The 18,448-nt window shown below is 37.3% G+C and carries 18 protein-coding genes; 11 read left to right on the plus strand and 7 right to left on the minus strand.

What is annotated here, in order from left to right; translation table 11 throughout:
* Positions 1 to 16: 16 nt before the first annotated feature.
* The 5 genes from AC106K_RS08500 to pdhA form a co-directional block, all read right to left on the minus strand.
* A complete protein-coding gene (locus AC106K_RS08500; protein WP_482444505.1) occupies positions 17 to 595 on the minus strand; it encodes a murein L,D-transpeptidase catalytic domain-containing protein in 579 nt (192 codons plus the stop codon).
* Between the two features lie 15 nt (positions 596 to 610).
* Positions 611 to 1,279 (minus strand): ABC transporter ATP-binding protein, encoded by a 669-nt coding sequence (locus AC106K_RS08505; protein ID WP_482444507.1) that lies wholly within the window; start codon positions 1,277 to 1,279, stop codon positions 611 to 613.
* A gap of 199 nt (positions 1,280 to 1,478) precedes the next feature.
* Positions 1,479 to 1,967: a TlpA family protein disulfide reductase gene (locus AC106K_RS08510; RefSeq protein ID WP_482444509.1), complete on the minus strand. Its 489-nt coding sequence runs from the start codon at positions 1,965 to 1,967 to the stop codon at positions 1,479 to 1,481.
* Between the two features lie 123 nt (positions 1,968 to 2,090).
* Positions 2,091 to 3,686 (minus strand): dihydrolipoamide acetyltransferase family protein, encoded by a 1,596-nt coding sequence (locus AC106K_RS08515; RefSeq protein WP_482444510.1) that lies wholly within the window; start codon positions 3,684 to 3,686, stop codon positions 2,091 to 2,093.
* Positions 3,687 to 3,794: 108 nt separating this feature from the next.
* Positions 3,795 to 4,796 (minus strand): pyruvate dehydrogenase (acetyl-transferring) E1 component subunit alpha, encoded by a 1,002-nt coding sequence (gene pdhA, locus AC106K_RS08520; protein WP_047099058.1) that lies wholly within the window; start codon positions 4,794 to 4,796, stop codon positions 3,795 to 3,797.
* Between the two features lie 675 nt (positions 4,797 to 5,471).
* Between pdhA and AC106K_RS08525 the strand changes: the two genes are divergently transcribed.
* A complete protein-coding gene (locus AC106K_RS08525) occupies positions 5,472 to 6,074 on the plus strand; it encodes a phosphatase PAP2 family protein (RefSeq protein ID WP_482444512.1) in 603 nt (200 codons plus the stop codon).
* An 8-nt stretch (positions 6,075 to 6,082) separates the two neighbouring features.
* On the plus strand, positions 6,083 to 6,589 hold the full coding sequence (locus AC106K_RS08530; protein ID WP_482444514.1) for a BlaI/MecI/CopY family transcriptional regulator: 507 nt from the start codon (positions 6,083 to 6,085) through the stop codon (positions 6,587 to 6,589).
* Between the two features lie 235 nt (positions 6,590 to 6,824).
* Here the strand turns inward: AC106K_RS08530 and AC106K_RS08535 are convergent, their stop codons facing one another.
* Positions 6,825 to 7,571, minus strand: a complete 747-nt coding sequence (locus AC106K_RS08535) for a hypothetical protein (protein ID WP_482444516.1) — start codon at positions 7,569 to 7,571, stop codon at positions 6,825 to 6,827.
* Between the two features lie 139 nt (positions 7,572 to 7,710).
* Positions 7,711 to 8,064, minus strand: coding sequence for an RNA recognition motif domain-containing protein (locus AC106K_RS08540; RefSeq protein ID WP_027375202.1), 354 nt, complete (start codon positions 8,062 to 8,064; stop codon positions 7,711 to 7,713).
* A 369-nt stretch (positions 8,065 to 8,433) separates the two neighbouring features.
* On the opposite strand from AC106K_RS08540, the gene AC106K_RS08545 reads away from it, so the two are divergent.
* The 9 genes from AC106K_RS08545 to AC106K_RS08585 all read left to right on the plus strand — a co-directional run bounded on the left by AC106K_RS08545 (position 8,434) and on the right by AC106K_RS08585 (position 18,426).
* On the plus strand, positions 8,434 to 8,847 hold the full coding sequence (locus AC106K_RS08545; RefSeq protein ID WP_482444518.1) for a DUF6157 family protein: 414 nt from the start codon (positions 8,434 to 8,436) through the stop codon (positions 8,845 to 8,847).
* 95 nt (positions 8,848 to 8,942) lie between these two features.
* Entirely contained in the window at positions 8,943 to 9,338 is a 396-nt protein-coding gene (locus AC106K_RS08550; RefSeq protein ID WP_047099054.1) for an acyl-CoA thioesterase, read from the plus strand.
* A complete protein-coding gene (locus AC106K_RS08555; protein WP_482444520.1) occupies positions 9,335 to 9,895 on the plus strand; it encodes a helix-turn-helix domain-containing protein in 561 nt (186 codons plus the stop codon). The genes AC106K_RS08550 and AC106K_RS08555 overlap by 4 nt, the downstream gene beginning before the upstream one ends.
* A gap of 256 nt (positions 9,896 to 10,151) precedes the next feature.
* Positions 10,152 to 13,013 carry a heavy metal translocating P-type ATPase gene (locus AC106K_RS08560; protein ID WP_482444522.1) on the plus strand — a complete coding sequence of 954 codons (2,862 nt, stop codon included), beginning with the start codon at positions 10,152 to 10,154 and terminating at the stop codon, positions 13,011 to 13,013.
* A 481-nt stretch (positions 13,014 to 13,494) separates the two neighbouring features.
* Positions 13,495 to 14,355 carry a polysaccharide deacetylase family protein gene (locus tag AC106K_RS08565; protein ID WP_482444523.1) on the plus strand — a complete coding sequence of 287 codons (861 nt, stop codon included), beginning with the start codon at positions 13,495 to 13,497 and terminating at the stop codon, positions 14,353 to 14,355.
* Positions 14,356 to 14,459: 104 nt separating this feature from the next.
* Positions 14,460 to 15,119 carry a YggS family pyridoxal phosphate-dependent enzyme gene (locus AC106K_RS08570; RefSeq protein ID WP_482444525.1) on the plus strand — a complete coding sequence of 220 codons (660 nt, stop codon included), beginning with the start codon at positions 14,460 to 14,462 and terminating at the stop codon, positions 15,117 to 15,119.
* Between the two features lie 56 nt (positions 15,120 to 15,175).
* Positions 15,176 to 16,360 carry a sigma-54-dependent transcriptional regulator gene (locus AC106K_RS08575; protein WP_482444526.1) on the plus strand — a complete coding sequence of 395 codons (1,185 nt, stop codon included), beginning with the start codon at positions 15,176 to 15,178 and terminating at the stop codon, positions 16,358 to 16,360.
* A gap of 102 nt (positions 16,361 to 16,462) precedes the next feature.
* Positions 16,463 to 17,824, plus strand: a complete 1,362-nt coding sequence (locus AC106K_RS08580; RefSeq protein ID WP_482444528.1) for an MATE family efflux transporter — start codon at positions 16,463 to 16,465, stop codon at positions 17,822 to 17,824.
* A 101-nt stretch (positions 17,825 to 17,925) separates the two neighbouring features.
* On the plus strand, positions 17,926 to 18,426 hold the full coding sequence (locus tag AC106K_RS08585; RefSeq protein ID WP_482444530.1) for a hypothetical protein: 501 nt from the start codon (positions 17,926 to 17,928) through the stop codon (positions 18,424 to 18,426).
* Positions 18,427 to 18,448 lie beyond the last annotated feature (22 nt).

The following is an 18,448-nucleotide window of genomic DNA, read 5'->3' on the forward strand; positions in this document are numbered from 1 at the left end:
GCGGTGAGATTATAGATTAATAAAATGCATATAAAATGATCGGTTGCTTGGATTGATCAATATATTGGGCAGATTTTTTAAGTGCATTTACTGAAAGCATGGGACAGCCTAAACTCAGGCATGCCGGGTTTTCAGATTCTGTATCCGGAACACATCCTAAAGCATGAAGTACAATAGCTCTTTGCATCGCATTGCTGTTGGTAGAATCTAATCCTTTCAAGCGATAGGCCTTTCCAAATTTCCCAACATAGCTTTCACCAATCGAGTATTTTCCTAATGAAGACTGATAAGAGCCTTCCACATTACTGAACTGTAATCCATTGGATCTTGGGACAACAGAACCTGAGCCATGAGAAACGACTGCTTTTTGCAGTATTTTATTATTTTTCAGATCATAGATAAAGTAACGGTACTTTCCTGAAGGAATTTTAAAATTAATAAAAACCGCCAACTCCTGATTGTACTCTTTTCCTTTGATATAATCTTTAATTTCAAATATCTTTGACTGAGGCACACCTGAAGCATTCAAATGCTGAGAATCTGCCTTTGAACAGGAAACTAAAAATATAAAAAGAAAAATAAAGTGTTTCATCATTTGGTGTGTGTTCTGCTATTCTATAATCATTCCGTCTTTCATGACGAGCTTCCGGTCTGTGATTTCAGCAAGATTCGGGTTATGCGTTACAATGACAAAGGTCTGATTGTACTTATCTCTCAGATCAAAAAATAACCTGTGAAGATCATCTGCATTTTTTGAATCCAGGTTTCCTGTTGGCTCGTCGGCAAAGATAATCTTTGGTGAATTGATTAAAGCTCTTGCTACGGCAACCCTCTGAGCTTCTCCACCAGAAAGCTGATTGGGCTTATGATTCAGTCTCTGTTCTATTTTCAGATCTTCAAATAAAGCATATGCTTTTTCGATAGCTTCTCTCTCATTGGCCCCGGCAATTCTTGTCGGAAGCAATACATTTTCCAGTGCTGTAAACTCCGGAAGAAGCTGGTGAAACTGAAATACAAAACCGATATTCTGGTTTCTGAATTTTGAAAGCTGCTTATCATTCATATTGATAAATGATTCTCCTGCAATCGCAATTTCAGTGTCATATTTACTGGAATGAGTCGGGTGATCAAGGGTTCCCAGAATCTGCAGCAATGTAGATTTACCTGCTCCCGATTCGCCTACAATAGAAACCACCTCTCCCATTTTGATATGAATATCAACTCCTTTCAGTACCTCTAAATTCCCATAAGATTTATGGATATTTCTCGCTTTAATCATAATTCAAAAATAGTAATTTGATTTTGAAATTCCATAAAGAAGAAGCATGATAATTCCAAAAACTTAAAGTCTAATAACAGCCAAATCCTTCAAAATGAAAAGTTTTATCATTTTCTGCTATCTGATATTAAAAATCGATTACAGTTTCTTCTATTTATTAGAAAAAAGTAGTGAAGAAAAATTCATTTTGACAGGAATATTATTTCAACAGCTCATCAAGTTTATTAAGCATCTCTTTAAATTCCGGCTCACTATAGCTTACTGATGCATAAACTACTTTTCCACTTTTATCTATGATATAATTTCTGGGAATATATTCTTTCGCAAAAAGAGAATAGATAGCCCTGTCTTCATCTGCATAAATGGGAAGGGTAAATCCTTTTTTAGCTTTAAAAGCTTCTATCTCATTTTGAGAATGCTCTCTGCCTATGACCAGCAAAGAAAACTTTTTATTGTCTTTATACTTTTCCCATACTTCATCCTGTAAATGGGGAAGTTCCTGCAGACAAGGACCACACCATGTTGCAAAAAAATTGACAAGTACAACCTTCCCTTTTAAATCGGATGATTTTAAAATACCTTTCTCAGTTTTAACGGAAAATGCTGGAAAAGGTTGGTTTTCTTTGATTTCCTGGCTCAATACCAGAGCGCTTACAAGGACAGAGAAAAGGAGCAATGCTTTTTTCATTTTATTTAGTTTTCAACCTACTATTTACTATTAAATATACTTATTTTCTCAATGTAAAGATAAAAAACAACAAACAAAAAAAACCTCCCGATTGGGAGGTTTTGATATTGTATATACTAGAAATTACAGTAACAATGTTAATGGATTTTCTAAATAGGTTCTTAATGTCTGTAAGAATTGAGCACCTGTAGCACCGTCTACCACTCTGTGGTCACAAGCCAATGAAAGTTTCATGGTGTTACCTACTACGATCTGACCATTCTTCACAATTGGCTTCTCGATGATTGCACCTACTGAAAGGATAGCAGAGTTTGGTTGATTGATGATACTTGTAAACGTTTCGATACCGAACATTCCAAGGTTAGAAATAGAGAATGTAGATCCTTCCATTTCATTTGCCTTAAGGCCTTTATTCTTAGCTCTTGAAGCCATATCTTTTACAGCTGCAGAGATCTGAGTATAAGACATTTGATCTGTATTTTTCAATACCGGAACTACCAATCCGTCAGGAATAGCTACAGCCACACCAACGTTGATATTTCCTCTATGGATGATCTTATCTCCCGCCCAGCTTGAATTTACCTGTGGGTGTTTTCTTAAAGCAATTGCAGTTGCTTTAATGATCATATCGTTGAATGAAATCTTCGTATCCGGAATAGAGTTGATCTCTTTTCTCGCTTCAATGGCTTTATCCATGTTGATTTCAACCATCAGATAATAGTGAGGAGCAGAGAATTTACTTTCAGAAAGACGTTTCGCGATAACATTTCTTACCTGAGAGTTTGGTGTCTCTGTATCTTCACCCTGAACGAAGCTTACAGCAACCTGAGCGGCAGCACTTGCAGCCGGAGCTGAAGCAGCTGGTTTTGCAGCCGGCTGATAGTTCTCAATATCTTTCTTAACGATTCTTCCGTTTTCACCTGACCCCTGAACAGCATTGATGTCAACTCCTTTATCCTGAGCCATTTTCTTAGCTAATGGAGAAATAGCTACTCTGTCAGAAGATGAAGTATTAGCAGCCGGAGCAGCTTTTTCTTCTGTTTTAGCTTCTGCTTTTTGCTCAGCCGGTTTCCCTGATGCTTGAGCAGCTTTAGGAGCTCCTACTCCTGAAACATCTGTACCTGCAGGGCCAATGATTGCCAATACGGAATCAACCGGAGCAGCACCACCTTCTTCTACACCTTGCTTCAATAGTACTCCATTGAATTCAGATTCGAAATCCTGTACAGCTTTATCTGTTTCGATCTCAGCAAGAAGATCTCCTTCTTTTACTGTATCTCCTACATTTTTGTGCCATTTCGCCACTTTACCTTCTGTCATTGTATCAGAAAGTCTTGGCATGGTAACCACTTCTACTCCTGCCGGAACTTCTGCAGTAGCAGTTTCCACAGTTTCGGTTTTAGGCTGTTCTTCTGATTTTTTTTCTTCAGAACCTGCACTGGGAGCAGCTGCTCCACCTGTCAATCCTGAAATATCTTCTCCTTCATTACCGATAATTGCCAAAACAGAGTCTACAGCAGCGGCAGCACCTTCTTCTACCCCCACGTATAAAAGGGTACCTTCTACTTCAGATTCGAAATCCTGAACAGCTTTGTCAGTTTCAATTTCAGCTAAAATATCTCCTTCCTTTATTTTATCTCCTACTTTTTTATGCCATTTCGCCACTTTACCTTCCGTCATAGTGTCGGAAAGGCGGGGCATCGTAATTACTTCTGCCATAATTATTTTTTATTTGAAAATTTAGCAATCTGAAAATTTGAAAATTAAAAAAGGACATACTCTATCACATTTCCAAATTTTCAAATGGTCAAATTAACTCATTATCTTTTAGTTTTCTAACTTGTCTAAGAATGGATAGTCTTCCTGAGCATACACATACTCATAGATTTTCTCAGCGTCCGGATATGGAGAGTTCTCCATGAATTCGATGCACTCTTCAACAAAGTCTCTGGACTTGTTATCGATAGCTTCTAATTCCTGTTCTGTAGCCCATCCGTTTTCAAGGATTCTGTGTTTTACCAATTCGATTGGGTCATCATTTTTGTGAACCGCTACTTCTTCTTTAGATCTGTATGGTTCCGCATCAGACATAGAGTGTCCTCTGTAACGGTAAGTTCTTGCTTCAATGAACGTTGGCCCATCACCTCTTCTTGCTCTTTCAATAGCCTCGTAAGCGGCTTCAGCTACTTTTACAGGGTCCATTGCATCTACTGCAAGGCAAGGCATTTCATATCCTAATCCTAACTTGTAGATATCTTCGTGGTTGGCTGTTCTTTTTACAGAAGTTCCCATTGCGTACTGGTTGTTTTCTACAACAAATACTACAGGAAGCTTCCAGTTCATTGCCATGTTGAATGTTTCATGCAGAGAACCTTGTCTTGCAGCACCGTCTCCGAAGAAACAGATGTTTACCGCTTTTCTGTCGAAATATTTATCTGCAAAAGCAATACCTGCTCCCAAAGGAATTTGTCCTCCAACGATACCGTGACCTCCGTAGAAACGGTGTTCTTTGCTGAAAATGTGCATAGATCCACCCATACCTCCGGATGTACCTGTTGCTTTACCACAAAGTTCTGCCATGATTCTCTTAGGATCTACTCCCATCGCCATTGGATGGATGTGGCATCTGTAGGCAGTAATCATACTGTCCTTCGTAAGGTCCATTGCATGTGTGAATCCGGCAGGAATAGCTTCCTGACCGTTATACAAATGTAAAAATCCTCTGATCTTTTGTTTTAGGTAAAGAGAACGGCATTTGTCTTCAAACCTTCTCCACATTGTCATATCTTCATACCACTTCAGGTATACCTCTTTAGAAAATTCTTTCATGTGTTAGCTCTTGCTTTTTTATGATGAAATAGTTGAGCAAAATTATGAAAAAAACTTTGTTTTTATTCTATACATAGATAACTTTTCGATTTTTCTGTAAAATCTATTTGCAGGCGGAATGGATTATTCTTAATTTTCGACCCTCAGAAACGCTTATGGAACAGCATTCCTACTATTGATTTTTGGTTAAAGCATCTAAGAAATCTCCCTGTCTGTGTAGCTTACCTGAAATAATGGATGAAGTCGATAATTCAAAAAGCTTTATATTTTATTCTCTTTATTCTTCCATCTTTAATTATTGTTAACATATCTTTTGGTTATTTCAACAACCTCTTTTCCGGGGAAAAACCGGTCAGTTTTAAGGTTCCATCTTCAATGCTGTTAACAAAATCACCGTGTAATTTCGCTGTCTGAACTTTAATTTCTTTCCATTCCTTATCCGAATGAATCCTTCGCTATATCAAATCCGACACGGCTTTTAATCAGATGGAAGAAACAGACCACTAAAATTATAATTTTTAATAAAAATTCACTATTGAATTAAAAACAAATAATCTGATATTGTTTTACAGCTAAAAAATCAACAAAATTTCTGGATATATTCTTCGCATTGCTACAGTTGATTCCATTGGTTTTTTGAGGTTATAGTATTATATTTGAAGCTTAAACCTGAATATGGAAGAAACACCGTCTCCCCTGCTGTTGAAAATCTCAAAGATCATTTCTGATTTTTTCAATCCTCTGACTTCCCTTATTATCTTTTTTATCTATATGAGTGTCAGAGAATACACCCTCAAAGATTCACTTCTTTACTTCCTGCCTATATCCCTGATGATTATTGTTCCGGTGATTATATGGCTGGTATGGAATGTAAAAACGGGAAGATATACCAATATGGATGTATCCAATAGAGTTCAGCGGAAAACACTGTATATATTTATTGCAGCCTGTATAATAACTTATCTGATCTTTAATTATAGCAGAACCGGATCTGTTGATCTTGTCATGCTGTTTATTTTAATACTGCTTTTCGCCCTTCAGGTCAGCAACTTTTTTATTAAAAGTTCAATGCACACGGCATTCAATATATTTACAGCCGCTCTGTTTTTCACCTTAGACTGGAAAATGGGGCTGCTATGGCTGGGAATAGCAACCCTGGTCGGAATTACCCGGGTTATTTTAAAAAGACACACCATAAAAGAGGTATTTATGGGCGCTGGAATAGCTTTTATGGTATCTTTTCTCTATCTTTATTGCAATATTCAATTTCAACATTAGAATCCCTTATGAAAATTAATCATCTTACTTCCGCAGAGGAAAACTTTATGAAGCTGTTTTGGAAAATGGAATCTTTCTATCTGAAGGACGTTATGGAGCAGCATCCAGAACCCAAACCCCATCAGAATACAGTATCTACTTATCTGAAAATATTGGTTGAAAAAGGGTATCTGTCTACCGCAAAAGAGGGGCGAATCTTCAAATATACTGTACTTGTTCCTTTGGATGAATATAAAAAATTTCTATTAAAAGAACTTTCACATCACTTTTTTAATGATTCGGGAAAAGAGATTCTTGAGCTTTTATTGAGCGAAAAATTAATCTCCCAGGAAGATATGAAAGGGTATTTTGATCTAAAAATCGAAATAAAACCGGCAAAAATTGAAGAACCGAAGTTTGAATACGCCGAAGAAATCTTAAGCCCTAAAAAAGAAAAGAAAACAAAAGGAAAAGACAAGGATAAAGATAAGGACAAAGAAAAAGACAAAAAGAAAAAAAAGAAAAAAGACGCATAGCAATCTCCCGGACAATCAATAATGAATCCTGCTGAAAAAAAAGAGAAGCAGTGAAAGTTCCTGATTCAGGTAGAGAATCTGATTGGGAGAAATAGTTTCAGTTGGACTTCGCCGGGATCAGTTCCTTATAATAACTATATCAGTATTTACTACGAAAACATTGATGTATTGATAAGAGCAAAGCAAAAGAAGAGGCTGCCCTGCGGGCAGCCTCTTCTTTTATATGAAATAAAAATTATCTTTGAGTTCCTGAGCTCCACACCGGAGAATAGTTTCCGTAGATCACCAGGTTACCATCATTCTGTACGGTAAGCTTGTTACCTCCTCTTCGGGATGTATTTGAGCTCCATATAGCTTTGTTGTAAGAATCATATACAACCAGATTTCCATCATTCTGGAATTCGGCTCTGCTTCCTTTATTATCGGTACCGGCTCCCCAGATCGCATTCCCATTTCTGTTTGACAATACCAGATTACCATCATCCTGGAATGATAAATAATAGTTACCATCAGAAGAATAAAGCTTATCTCCTCTGCGGAATTTATGTCCCGGATCTACAGAACCTCCGCCACGGCCAAATCTGTCATTATTGTTTCTGCTTCCATCTTTTGAAGCCCACAAAGGACTGGAATTATTATATACCACAAGGTTACCATCATCCTGAACGGTCAGTTTATTAGCGCCTCTACCGTTGGTATTGGAACTAAAAGCCACTCCATTTCTCGGAGTATACACTACCAGGTTACCATCATCCTGAAAAACCGCTTTTACCCCTCTGTCTGAAGTTTTGGAATCCCAGACCGAACCTCCGCTTCTGTTGTATAGAACCAGATTCCCATCATTCTGGAATATCAGATAATACCTGTTATTATTTGACCAATATTTTCTATTCTGTTCCAATGTCTGGCCATTATAGATATTTTGTGCATTCAATAATAATCCGCCAAACACCATCATTAATGTTAATAAATGTTTTTTCATTATAATTACTTTTTTGATTGATTGAGAATTTTCTAAAATTATGCCAAAAAACAGGAATCTTCAATACAAATAACTAATTGAATGATTTTCTGCCAATTAAATTTCATAAAAAAAGCGGCTAAAAAGCCGCTTCATATTTTTACCAACGATTTCCGCCTCCGCCACGGTTGTTGTTACCATAGCCTCCGCCTCTATTATTGTTGTTACCATAACCTCCACCTCTGTTGTTATCGAAGCTTCTTCTTGGTTTTTCTTCTCTTGGTTTAGCTTCGGAAACATTTAGTGTTTTTCCGTTGAATTCTTTTTGGTTAAGAGCTTCAATAGCTTGCTTTCCTTCTTCATCACCCATTTCTATGAAACCGAAACCTCTGGAACGACCAGTCTCTCTGTCTGTAACGATTTTAGCAGATGATACATCGCCAAATTCTGCGAAAAGATCGTGCAACTCATACTCTTTAGTTGCGTAATTGATGTTTGAAACAAAAATGTTCATTTTGAATAAATTAAAAAATTAATAAAAATTTGGTATATAAAAGAAAAACAACATAAATTAATGAACAAATATTGATTCCAAATATAAACGTATGCAAGATACAATTAAAAATTTCAAATCAAAGCTTTTTTTAAATATTTCTCACATTATGTTGAATCTAAAGAATTAAAACAACCAAAACAATTCTAAAAAACACTTATAAAACAATGGTTTAGAGCACCTATCAGCAATTGAAATTAAAACATAAATACCTAAGACCTTGCCCTCTATGAAAACGGGAATCATTACTAAAAGACAGAGACTATCCTTATATTTATAATTTTCTTTATCATCCTTTAATTTCATAAAATTGTAAAAAACCAATCAAACATGAAACTGCATACCACCAATTACACCAATACCCTCATTGAAGTTGCTGAAGACTGCCCCGTTGACCATGCCCAGATCCCTCCCGAAAAGAAGGAGAAAACACTGGCAAATCTTCAATATGAAAAACTGATAAAAAGTCCTTACCAATATACCTCGGATGATATTATCTTCGAATGCTATGCCCTCAAAAATGATATTTCAGAAAGTGAAAGAGAAGAAACAAGGAAGCAGTTCTTCTCCAAAGGTCAGGCATGTCTCCGCTCCTCTCCCCTTGCTAAAAGATATGGATTTGGGTTTCATCATAACAATGAAGGAAAAGTAGCTATGTTTCCCGTAGAAAGTGAAAACTATCAAAAGATTTTGCATGATCCGTCAGTCAATAAGACAAAAGCCATGCGCTCCAAAAGAAAATGATCGAGAAAATGAATGATTCTTTTCAGATCAATAAATACTATTCTATTGATTAGATCAGCATTTAACCCTAAATTTGTACTATAAATTATTAAAAAATGAACTATCATACCAGAAAATGGGTAAAACCTGAAGATTTAAATCCTAATCATTCTCTTTTCGGAGGAAGACTTTTACAGTGGATTGATGAAGAAGCTGCCCTATATGCCATTATCCAGTTGGAAAACACAAAAGTGGTAACCAAATTCATCTCTGAAATTAATTTTGTAAGCTCTGCCAAACAAGGTGATATTATAGAAATCGGTATCGAAGCCATCCATTTTGGATCTTCTTCTATCACGCTAAGATGTGATGTCCGAAATAAAATGACCCATCAGACCATTATTACCGTTGACAAAATCGTAATGGTAAACCTTGACAGCGACGGAAATCCGGCTCCACATGGTAAAACCCAGATTGAGTTTGTAAAAGACAGGCTAAACACCGGAATATGAAAGTTTTCATCAAAAACATGGTCTGCAACCGGTGTATTGCTGCCGTTGAAAACATTTTCAATACCGCAGGAGTAAAGACAACCTCCGTGATACTGGGGGAAGCAGAAACTGAATCTGACGTTCCTGCAGACAAAATGCTGACCATTGAAAAAGAACTTCTTGAAACCGGCTTTGAAAGAATCATGGATTCAGCCCATCAGATGATTGAAAAAATAAAGAATCTGATTATCATTAAAGTCAGTGAACTGGATGTCGACGAAGATTTTCTGCTTTCAGAATTTCTAAGTTCCCAACTTTATAAGGACTACAGTTCTCTTTCAAAAACATTTTCGCAAAATGAAAATATTACGTTAGAACAGTTTTTCATCCTTCAGAAAATTGAAAAGGTGAAAGAACTTCTTTTATATAATGAATTCAATCTTACCGAAATTGCAGGAAAACTGGGCTATAAAAGTGTTCAGCATCTCTCTTCCCAATTCCGTAATGTGACAGGATTTACTCCTACCGAATTCAAGAAGCTAAAAGAACACCACAGAAAATCACTGGATAATCTTTAGAAGTTTGAGCGTGGGAGGACAAAGATAGATTATTGATAATATCCTATTACATATGCCTTATAAAAGATCAATCGTTATTATTCAACTTTGTTCCTTATAAATACTACAAACTCTCCCTCTAACCCTCCCACGCTCCGACTCTCCAACCCCTCCACTCCTCCATTCCACTTGCGCTCCAAATTCTATAACTATTATCCTTAAATTTATAACAACCTTACAATTCCATTTTGGAAATTTGTACTATAAATTTAGAATCATGGAACGACAGTATAAAATACTTGGAATGACCTGTTCCGGTTGCCAGAAAAAAATATCGAATCAGCTGAACAGCGTTCAGGGAGTAACAGCAGATGTTAATCTGGAAAACAACACAGCAACAATCACTTCTGATCATGAGATCGGACTCTCCGTTTTAAATGATGCTTTGGCAGAAATAGGAAAATACAGACTTGAAGATCCGGACAACCCGGAAAAAGCTTTTGTAAAACCTCAGGATCGTGTATCACCGTCTTCAGTTTATTATTGCCCGATGGAATGTGAAGGAGAAAAAGTATATTTCAAACAAGGTGAAAGATGCCCTGTATGTAATATGTACTTAGTTCCCATCGAGGAAAAGCTGGCAAAAGATCCTAATCACAAACCTGCTTATTCTTCCGCCAACCTTCCGGAGAACTTTAAAGACAATATTGGAAAATATTATTGTCCGATGTTCTGCGAAGGCGATAAGGTATATGATGAAAAGGGAGACTGCCCTGTATGCCATATGCATTTGGAAGAAATTACCGAAAATCTCGCAAAAAATGTAACATCCCACTCTCATTCCCATCACCATGGTCACAGCCATGACCACCACAACCATCATCATGACGCCCCTAAGGTTACAGATGAAATGGCAGGCAGATATTACTGCCCAATGTACTGTGAAGGAGACAAAACTTACGATTCTAATGTAGGATGTCCTGTTTGTGGAATGGATCTGGTGAAATATCCTGAAAAGAAAACAGCAAAATATACCTGCCCAATGCACCCTGAAATCATCCGCGATGAACCGGGAGACTGCCCGATCTGTGGAATGGATCTGGTAAGAATGCCGGATAGCGGAGAAGATGAGGAAGATGAAACCTACAATATTCTGAAAAGAAAATTCATTATTTCACTCGCTTTCACCATTCCTGTTTTTATCCTTTCTATGGGTGGAATGTTCATTAACTTTCCTTTTTCCCATCAGATTCAAGGGTTTATTGAGCTTGCACTGACTCTTCCGGTGATGTTTTATTCCGGTTGGTTCTTATTGAAAAGAGGATGGGTTTCTTTCAAAACCTGGAATCTTAATATGTTCAGTCTTATTGCTCTGGGAGTTGCTGCCGCTTTTATTTTCAGTATTGTTGCATTGATTTTCCCGGACATTATTCCGCATGAGATCCGTGGGCACAATCATGAGATCCCACTCTACTTCGAGGCAGTCTGTGTTATTCTTACGCTGGTTATTTTAGGACAGCTAATGGAAGCTGCGGCTCACAAAAAGACAGGAAATGCCATTAAAGAATTAATGAATCTTTCACCCGATGAAGCCAATCTCATTGTAAACGGAGAAGAAAAAAAGGTTCTGCTTTCTCAGGTGAAGATCGGAGATCTTTTAAAAGTAAAACCAGGTGAAAAAATCCCGGTTGACGGGAAAATCGTGGAAGGAAATTCAGTGGTAGACGAAAGTATGATCACCGGAGAACCTGTTCCGGTTGAAAAAGCGATCGATGACAAAGTTTCCTCGGGAACCATCAATGGCAATCAGGTATTCATTATGAAAGCGGAAAAAGTAGGTGACGAAACTTTACTTTCCCAGATCATCAAAATGGTAAATGAAGCCAGCCGAAGCAAAGCCCCTATTCAGAAGCTAACAGATAAAGTTTCAAAGGTTTTTGTACCTGTAGTTATTCTTATTGCGGCCCTCACCTTTATTCTATGGCAGTTTTTCGGACCGGAAGGAAAAAGAAGTTTATTTGCCTTTGTGAATGCAGTTGCTGTTCTGATCGTAGCCTGTCCATGTGCTCTTGGATTGGCAACTCCCATGTCTTTGATGGTAGGAATAGGAAAAGGAGCTAAAAACGGTATTCTGATCAAGAACGCTGAAGCACTGGAACAAATGAATAAAGTAAATGTGCTGATTACTGATAAAACAGGAACGTTAACGGAAGGAAAACCATCTGTAGAACATATTGAAACGATAAACAATGAAGATAAAAATCAGATTTTAAAACTGGCATTTTCACTCAACCAGAATTCTGAACATCCACTTTCCAATGCAGTCATTAAAAAAGCAAAGGATGAAAATATAGCTGCTGAAAAAGTAGATCAGTTCGAAAATATCTCCGGAAAAGGAGTCAAAGGAAACATCAATGGTAAAACAGCTTATCTCGGAAATGAAAGTCTGCTGACTTCTCACCAGATTCAAATCCCGGACAACTTAAGACAGAAAGCTATAGAAGTCCAGTCTAAAGCCCACACAATCTCTTATATTGCTCTGGATCAGCAGACATTAGGATTCATCAGTTTTATGGACAAGATTAAAGAAAGTTCTAAAAAAGCGGTAAAACAGCTATTGAGCGAAGGAATTGAAGTTATTATGATGACCGGAGACAATGAGCATACCGCAAAGGCTGTAGCTGACGAACTGGGAATCAAACATTTCAAAGCCAACTGTTTACCTGAGGACAAACTGAATGAAGTAAAGAAATTGCAGCAACAAGGTAAAATCGTAGCAATGACCGGCGACGGAATCAATGACTCTCCTGCCCTTGCGCAATCCAATGTAGGAATTGCAATGGGAACAGGAACAGACGTTGCCATTGAAAGTGGTGAAATCACTTTACTGAAAGGCGATATTCTTGGCGTTGCAAAAGCCAAACTACTAAGTGAAAAGCTTCTTAAGAACATTAAAGAGAACTTATTCTTTGCATTTATTTATAATGTATTGGGAGTTCCGGTAGCAGCAGGATTATTATATCCATTCTTTGGAATTCTTCTGTCACCGATGATTGCAGCAGCAGCTATGAGCTTCAGTTCTCTGTCTGTAATCTTAAATTCATTGAGATTGAATTCGGTGGATCTGGATATAAAATAAAATAGATCAAATAACAATAGACGGTCTTCTATGTTTGTAATGTCAAATATAGGAGACCGTTTTTTTATTCTATAAGATCAGCAATGGTCTTTTTCTCGCTTTCCTGGCAGATGGTCTGTTTATCTTTTGAGTTCCCTTCTTTTTAACTTTAATTCAATATAAAATTCTGATCTAGCATTAAAAGCTTCATTTGACAATATCTTCCACAATTGTTAAAAAATAATAATTCCCAAATAAAGGAAGAATACCATTATCCCAACAAAAATAGAGAAAAACTATCGTTTTAACATTTATAAATGTTAAAACTTAACGAAAACAAAACCGTAATTTCATAATCAACAGATTAACGAAAATATACGTTAAAATAAAGTTCTTAAAATAACCTTAAAAAGGCAAAATACAGTTTGAAATGGCATATAATTTGTTAACATTTACTCGTTATTTTTAACGATTTTTAACAAATTAAATTTCCAATACATTTATGAGAAAAATTTTTGCGGGAAAGTCAACAAATAAGACTTTTCTCGGGATGTTTGCATTGATGAGTGCAACTTCAGTTTTATTGAACAGCTGTAATTTCAAGAATGATGTGAATGAGACAACCTATTCACAGGAAAATCCCCCCGCAAAACCCGCTCCGACAATGGACGATGAAAGCGTGGATCCTGACAAAAGAGTGATCTACCTTACTTTTGATGACGGCCCCAACCAGGGAACGGAAAATCTTCTCAAAATCCTGAATAAAAGAAATGTGAGTGCCACAGCCTTTTTGGTAGGCAAACATGCTTATGGAAGCACCAAACAAAAAAATGATCTGGAGCTTTTGAAGAAAAACCCACTGATCGAACTGGCTAATCACAGCTTTACCCACGCGCACAACAAATACACAGATTTTTATAAGAATGCTGACGCAGTTGTCCGTGATTTTGACATCGCCAAAGACAGTCTGAAACTTTATGATAAAATAGCAAGAACTCCGGGCAGAAATATCTGGAGGCTTAACAATATTAATGTTACCGATATTAAAAGCACTACTGCCGCAGCAGATGGCCTTAAAAAAGCAGGCTATAAAGTAATCGGCTGGGATCTGGAATGGAGGCCCTCTCAAAGAATGACTCTGAAAGGAAGCCATGAAGCCATGCTTAAGAAAGTGGACAGTATTTTTCTTAACGATCTGGAAAAAACATCAAGACACCTGGTCTTTCTTACTCATGATCAATATCTAAGAGACACAGATTCTATCAACGAACTGGATCTCTTTATTGAAAAACTTCAGAAGAGCAACAAATTTGTTTTCAGAAAAATTTCTCAATATCCTAAAATCAACGAAGTGTTGAATTAATTCAGATGTCAGGTTCAAAGTAAGAGGCAGGAAATAGAGATTTTTGTGCCTATTTCTTATCATGTTCCTTTGAACCTTGCTCTAAATTTCGGAAATTTGCCTTTATGAGTATTAAAGAAAATTATCAGGCTATAAAAAATCAGCTTCCGGCGGAAGTTCAACTGGTTGCGGTTTCAAAAACGCATCCGGTTTCTGCTATACAGGAAGTCTATGATCTGGGACAGAAAGTCTTTGGAGAAAATAAAGTTCAGGAACTGATGGAGAAAGCTCCCCTGCTTCCTGAAGACATTCAGTGGCATCTGATCGGGCACCTGCAGACCAATAAGGTTAAATATATCGCACCGTTTATCGACACCATACAAAGCGTGGATTCTGAGAAGCTTTTAGTTGAAATCAATAAAGAATCAGGCAAGAACGGCAGAATCATTAAAGTTCTTCTTCAGGTAAAGATCGCAGCAGAAGACACCAAGTTCGGACTTGAAATATCGGAAGCCAGAGAGCTTTTCCAGCAATATCTTGACGGAAAACACCCTCATATTACAATAACCGGACTGATGGGTATGGCTACGTTTACAGAAGACGAACAACAGGTCAGAAAAGAGTTTTTAATCTTAAAAAGTCTTTTTGATGATTTGAATCAACTAAAAACACTGAATACCTTATCAATGGGAATGAGTGATGATTTCCCGGTGGCTATTGAGTGTGGGGCTAATTCTGTGAGAGTAGGATCTGCGATTTTTGGCAGAAGAGACTATTCAAAATAGAATTTTTAGGTACGGTTTTTGCTAATAATTGAAACAAAAAATTTAAATTTGCAACTATGCAAAAAATCCTTATAGTAGAAGACGAAAAAGCAATCTCGGGAGTACTTCACAGTATTCTTTCGGATGAACTTACCGATTATGAATTTGTCATCGCCGAAGACGGCCTTGAAGGTTACAAACAGGTAGAAAAAGAAGATTTCGCATTGGTGATTTCTGATATTAAGATGCCTAAACTTTCAGGAACCGAGCTTTTAAAACAAAGTCTTGCCCTAAAACCTGAAACTACTTTTATCATGATCTCGGGACACGCAGACATCGATTCTGCAGTTTCTTGTCTGAAAGAGGGTGCATATGATTTCATTTCCAAGCCAATTGACATCAACAGACTGATCACCAGTGTAAAGAATGCCTTGGTAAAAGAAACTCTGAAGAAAGAAAACAAAAATCTTCAGACTGAAAACAAAACATTAAAGAGAAAAGTAAACAAAAAATACCAGATGATCGGTACCTCTCCTGCGCTTCAAAAGATCCAGGACATGATCGAAAAGGTTGCAGCTTCTGATGCCAGAGTTCTGATCACAGGTCCTAACGGAGCTGGAAAAGAGTTGGTAGCTCACGCTATTCACAATCAGAGTGACCGTGCAAGAGGGCCAATGGTGGAAGTTAACTGTGCTGCTATCCCATCTGAGCTTATTGAATCTGAGCTTTTCGGACACGTAAAAGGATCTTTTACCGGTGCTATCAAAGATAAGCAGGGGAAATTTGAGCAGGCTAACGGCGGTACGATCTTCCTTGACGAAATTGGAGACATGAGCCTTATCGCTCAGGCAAAGGTGTTGAGAGCGCTTCAGGAAAGCAAAGTTTCTCCTGTAGGAAGTGATAAAGAGATTAAGGTTGACGTAAGAGTTATTGCGGCAACCAATAAGAACATGCAGAAAGAAATTGAAGAAGGAAAATTCAGAGAAGACCTTTACCACAGACTTTCTGTTATTGAAATCTATGTTCCGCCATTGGATGATAGAAAAGAAGACATTAGGTTATTGGTTGAGCACTTCTCCGGTATGATTGCCGATGAGCATGGTACTGCTGTGAAAAAGTTTGATGATAAAGCGATTGATGCTTTAAAAGCGCTTTCATGGACTGGAAATATCAGAGAATTAAGGAACGTTGTGGAAAGATTAATCATTCTTGGAGGGAACACTGTTTCCGAAAGTGACGTTGCAAGTTTTGTAAGGAAATAATTTAGCGATTATTCACCATAAATTATAAAAATTTGCAGTTCATCACTGCAAATTTTTTTTTTGTCCTATTTGAATTATAAACTATATGAATCTTAAAATATTATGAACTTTTTAAACAAAAACTATACAAAAGAATGCCTGACTTTGGCTCTGCCTGTGATGCTTACTCAGGTGGGGCAGGTTTCAGTAAATCTATTCGACAATATTATTGTCGGAAAACTTTTAGGTGCCGACGCTTTGGCATCCGTTTCATTAGGAAATGCAGTATTTTTCTCCATATTCGTATTGGCACTCGGGTTTTCGTTTGCCATTCCGCCGTTGGTTTCAGAAGCGCACTCAAAAGAAGATCACGCGACCATCAATTCGGTTTTCAGCCATGGATTTGTGATCAATATGTCTGTGGGAATTATCCTGATGGTCATCCTTCTTTTAGGAATGCCTCTACTCTACCATTCCGGGCAGCCTGCCAAGATTATTCCTGATACTGTAAGCTTTTTAAGTATTATGGTAATCAGTATGGTTCCGTTTATGGCATTTCAGACGCTTCGTGAGGTTTCAGAAGGCTTATCTTATACGATTGGAGTAACCAAAGCGACCATCATTGCGAATATTATCAATATCGCTTTAAACTATGTATTTATTAAAGGGCTTTTCGGATTCCCTCCAATGGGGGTAAAAGGTTCTGCTCTGGCGACTCTGATCTCCAGAATTTTCATGGTTGTTTTCCTGTACGTTGTACTGTTGAAAGAAAAAAGAACAAGACGTTACATCAAGGATTTTTCATTGAAAGTTCAGGACTTCTCTAAGAAAATGTTTGATAAAATGGTGAAGCTGGGATTACCTACCGCACTACAGATGTTTTTTGAGGTAACGGCATTTGCAGGGGCGGCATTCATCTGCGGACTGATCTCAGCTCATGACATTGCCTCTCACCAGATCGCATTGAGTATGGCTTCTTTCACCTTCAACTTATGTGTAGGGTTCAGTGTTGCTTCTACCGTAATGATTGGTCGGAAGCTTGGGGAACAAAACTTTGTTGAATTAAGAAAAGTCGGGATCAACAACCTAAAGATCGCTTTTATTTTCATGTGTATCTGTGGATTGGTATTTATCTTAGGCCGAAACATACTGCCTACATTCTTCACCAAAAAGGAAGAAGTGGAAGTGATTACTCTGGCCGCAAAACTGATGATCATTGCCGCCTTATTCCAGCTTTCTGACGGAATTCAGGTGACCGCTCTGGGAATGCTGAGAGGTCTGCAGGATGTAAAAATCCCGTCTATTTATACCTTCATCGCCTATTGGGTGATTACCATTCCTTTAGGATATTTCTTCTGTGTAACATTAAAAATGGGAGCTTTCGGAATGTGGATTGCTCTGGGATTAGGATTGACGGTATCTGCCGTATTCCTTGTTAAACGATTTTTGAATATGTCTGCCAAACGAATCAAGCAGAATACATAAAATAAAATATCAGTAAAAATTGACGCAGAGCTTTTTAGTTCTGCGTTTTTTATTGAGTTTTATTATTTTTAAACTTTAATCATGAAAATAAAAATTAAACAATGGACCTAACCAGAGAACAGCTTATACATCACGCACTCTCTCATGATTCTGATTTCGAAAGACTGAAGGTTATCGTAAAAGGACTCAATAAAGCCATAGCCCATTTAAGAGGTGAAGAACTTGCTATTGACTGGTGGGGAACAATGGACGAAAAGTATGAACATGAATCAATATACAATCTGGCTATTCTGGCGTTTGAGCACTATCTAAAAACAGTATTAACAGGCGTTAAAATTGTTAATGAAGAAGATAACTCTCAACTTTACTATTCCGAACCAGCTATTTCACTCATTTTCACTCTCGCAAAGTACATAAAAAACGATCCGGACTTTTCACATAAAACTTTAAATCATTATCACTTAAATATTCACGATTATCCTGTTTACAATGGTATCATTGCTCTAAATTCTCAGCAAAACCTGGAAGAAATTATCAAACAGCTACAAAAATGGAGAACCAAAATCATTAATATATACTATCAGCAACCGGAGACAGAATAACAGCAAAAAAAATACTATTTCA

The sequence above is a fragment of the Chryseobacterium sp. FR048 genome (genome assembly GCF_056844665.1).

Bases quoted from the DNA above. Each gene is read 5' to 3' on its own strand.
- AC106K_RS08500 (WP_482444505.1), bottom strand. From the start codon at position 595: ATGATGAAACACTTTATTTTTCTTTTTATATTTTTAGTTTCCTGTTCA.
- AC106K_RS08505 (WP_482444507.1), bottom strand. From the start codon at position 1,279: ATGATTAAAGCGAGAAATATCCATAAATCTTATGGGAATTTAGAGGTA.
- AC106K_RS08510 (WP_482444509.1), bottom strand. From the start codon at position 1,967: ATGAAAAAAGCATTGCTCCTTTTCTCTGTCCTTGTAAGCGCTCTGGTA.
- AC106K_RS08515 (WP_482444510.1), bottom strand. From the start codon at position 3,686: ATGGCAGAAGTAATTACGATGCCCCGCCTTTCCGACACTATGACGGAA.
- pdhA (WP_047099058.1), bottom strand. From the start codon at position 4,796: ATGAAAGAATTTTCTAAAGAGGTATACCTGAAGTGGTATGAAGATATG.
- AC106K_RS08525 (WP_482444512.1), top strand. From the start codon at position 5,472: ATGGAAGAAACACCGTCTCCCCTGCTGTTGAAAATCTCAAAGATCATT.
- AC106K_RS08530 (WP_482444514.1), top strand. From the start codon at position 6,083: ATGAAAATTAATCATCTTACTTCCGCAGAGGAAAACTTTATGAAGCTG.
- AC106K_RS08535 (WP_482444516.1), bottom strand. From the start codon at position 7,571: ATGAAAAAACATTTATTAACATTAATGATGGTGTTTGGCGGATTATTA.
- AC106K_RS08540 (WP_027375202.1), bottom strand. From the start codon at position 8,064: ATGAACATTTTTGTTTCAAACATCAATTACGCAACTAAAGAGTATGAG.
- AC106K_RS08545 (WP_482444518.1), top strand. From the start codon at position 8,434: ATGAAACTGCATACCACCAATTACACCAATACCCTCATTGAAGTTGCT.
- AC106K_RS08550 (WP_047099054.1), top strand. From the start codon at position 8,943: ATGAACTATCATACCAGAAAATGGGTAAAACCTGAAGATTTAAATCCT.
- AC106K_RS08555 (WP_482444520.1), top strand. From the start codon at position 9,335: ATGAAAGTTTTCATCAAAAACATGGTCTGCAACCGGTGTATTGCTGCC.
- AC106K_RS08560 (WP_482444522.1), top strand. From the start codon at position 10,152: ATGGAACGACAGTATAAAATACTTGGAATGACCTGTTCCGGTTGCCAG.
- AC106K_RS08565 (WP_482444523.1), top strand. From the start codon at position 13,495: ATGAGAAAAATTTTTGCGGGAAAGTCAACAAATAAGACTTTTCTCGGG.
- AC106K_RS08570 (WP_482444525.1), top strand. From the start codon at position 14,460: ATGAGTATTAAAGAAAATTATCAGGCTATAAAAAATCAGCTTCCGGCG.
- AC106K_RS08575 (WP_482444526.1), top strand. From the start codon at position 15,176: ATGCAAAAAATCCTTATAGTAGAAGACGAAAAAGCAATCTCGGGAGTA.
- AC106K_RS08580 (WP_482444528.1), top strand. From the start codon at position 16,463: ATGAACTTTTTAAACAAAAACTATACAAAAGAATGCCTGACTTTGGCT.
- AC106K_RS08585 (WP_482444530.1), top strand. From the start codon at position 17,926: ATGGACCTAACCAGAGAACAGCTTATACATCACGCACTCTCTCATGAT.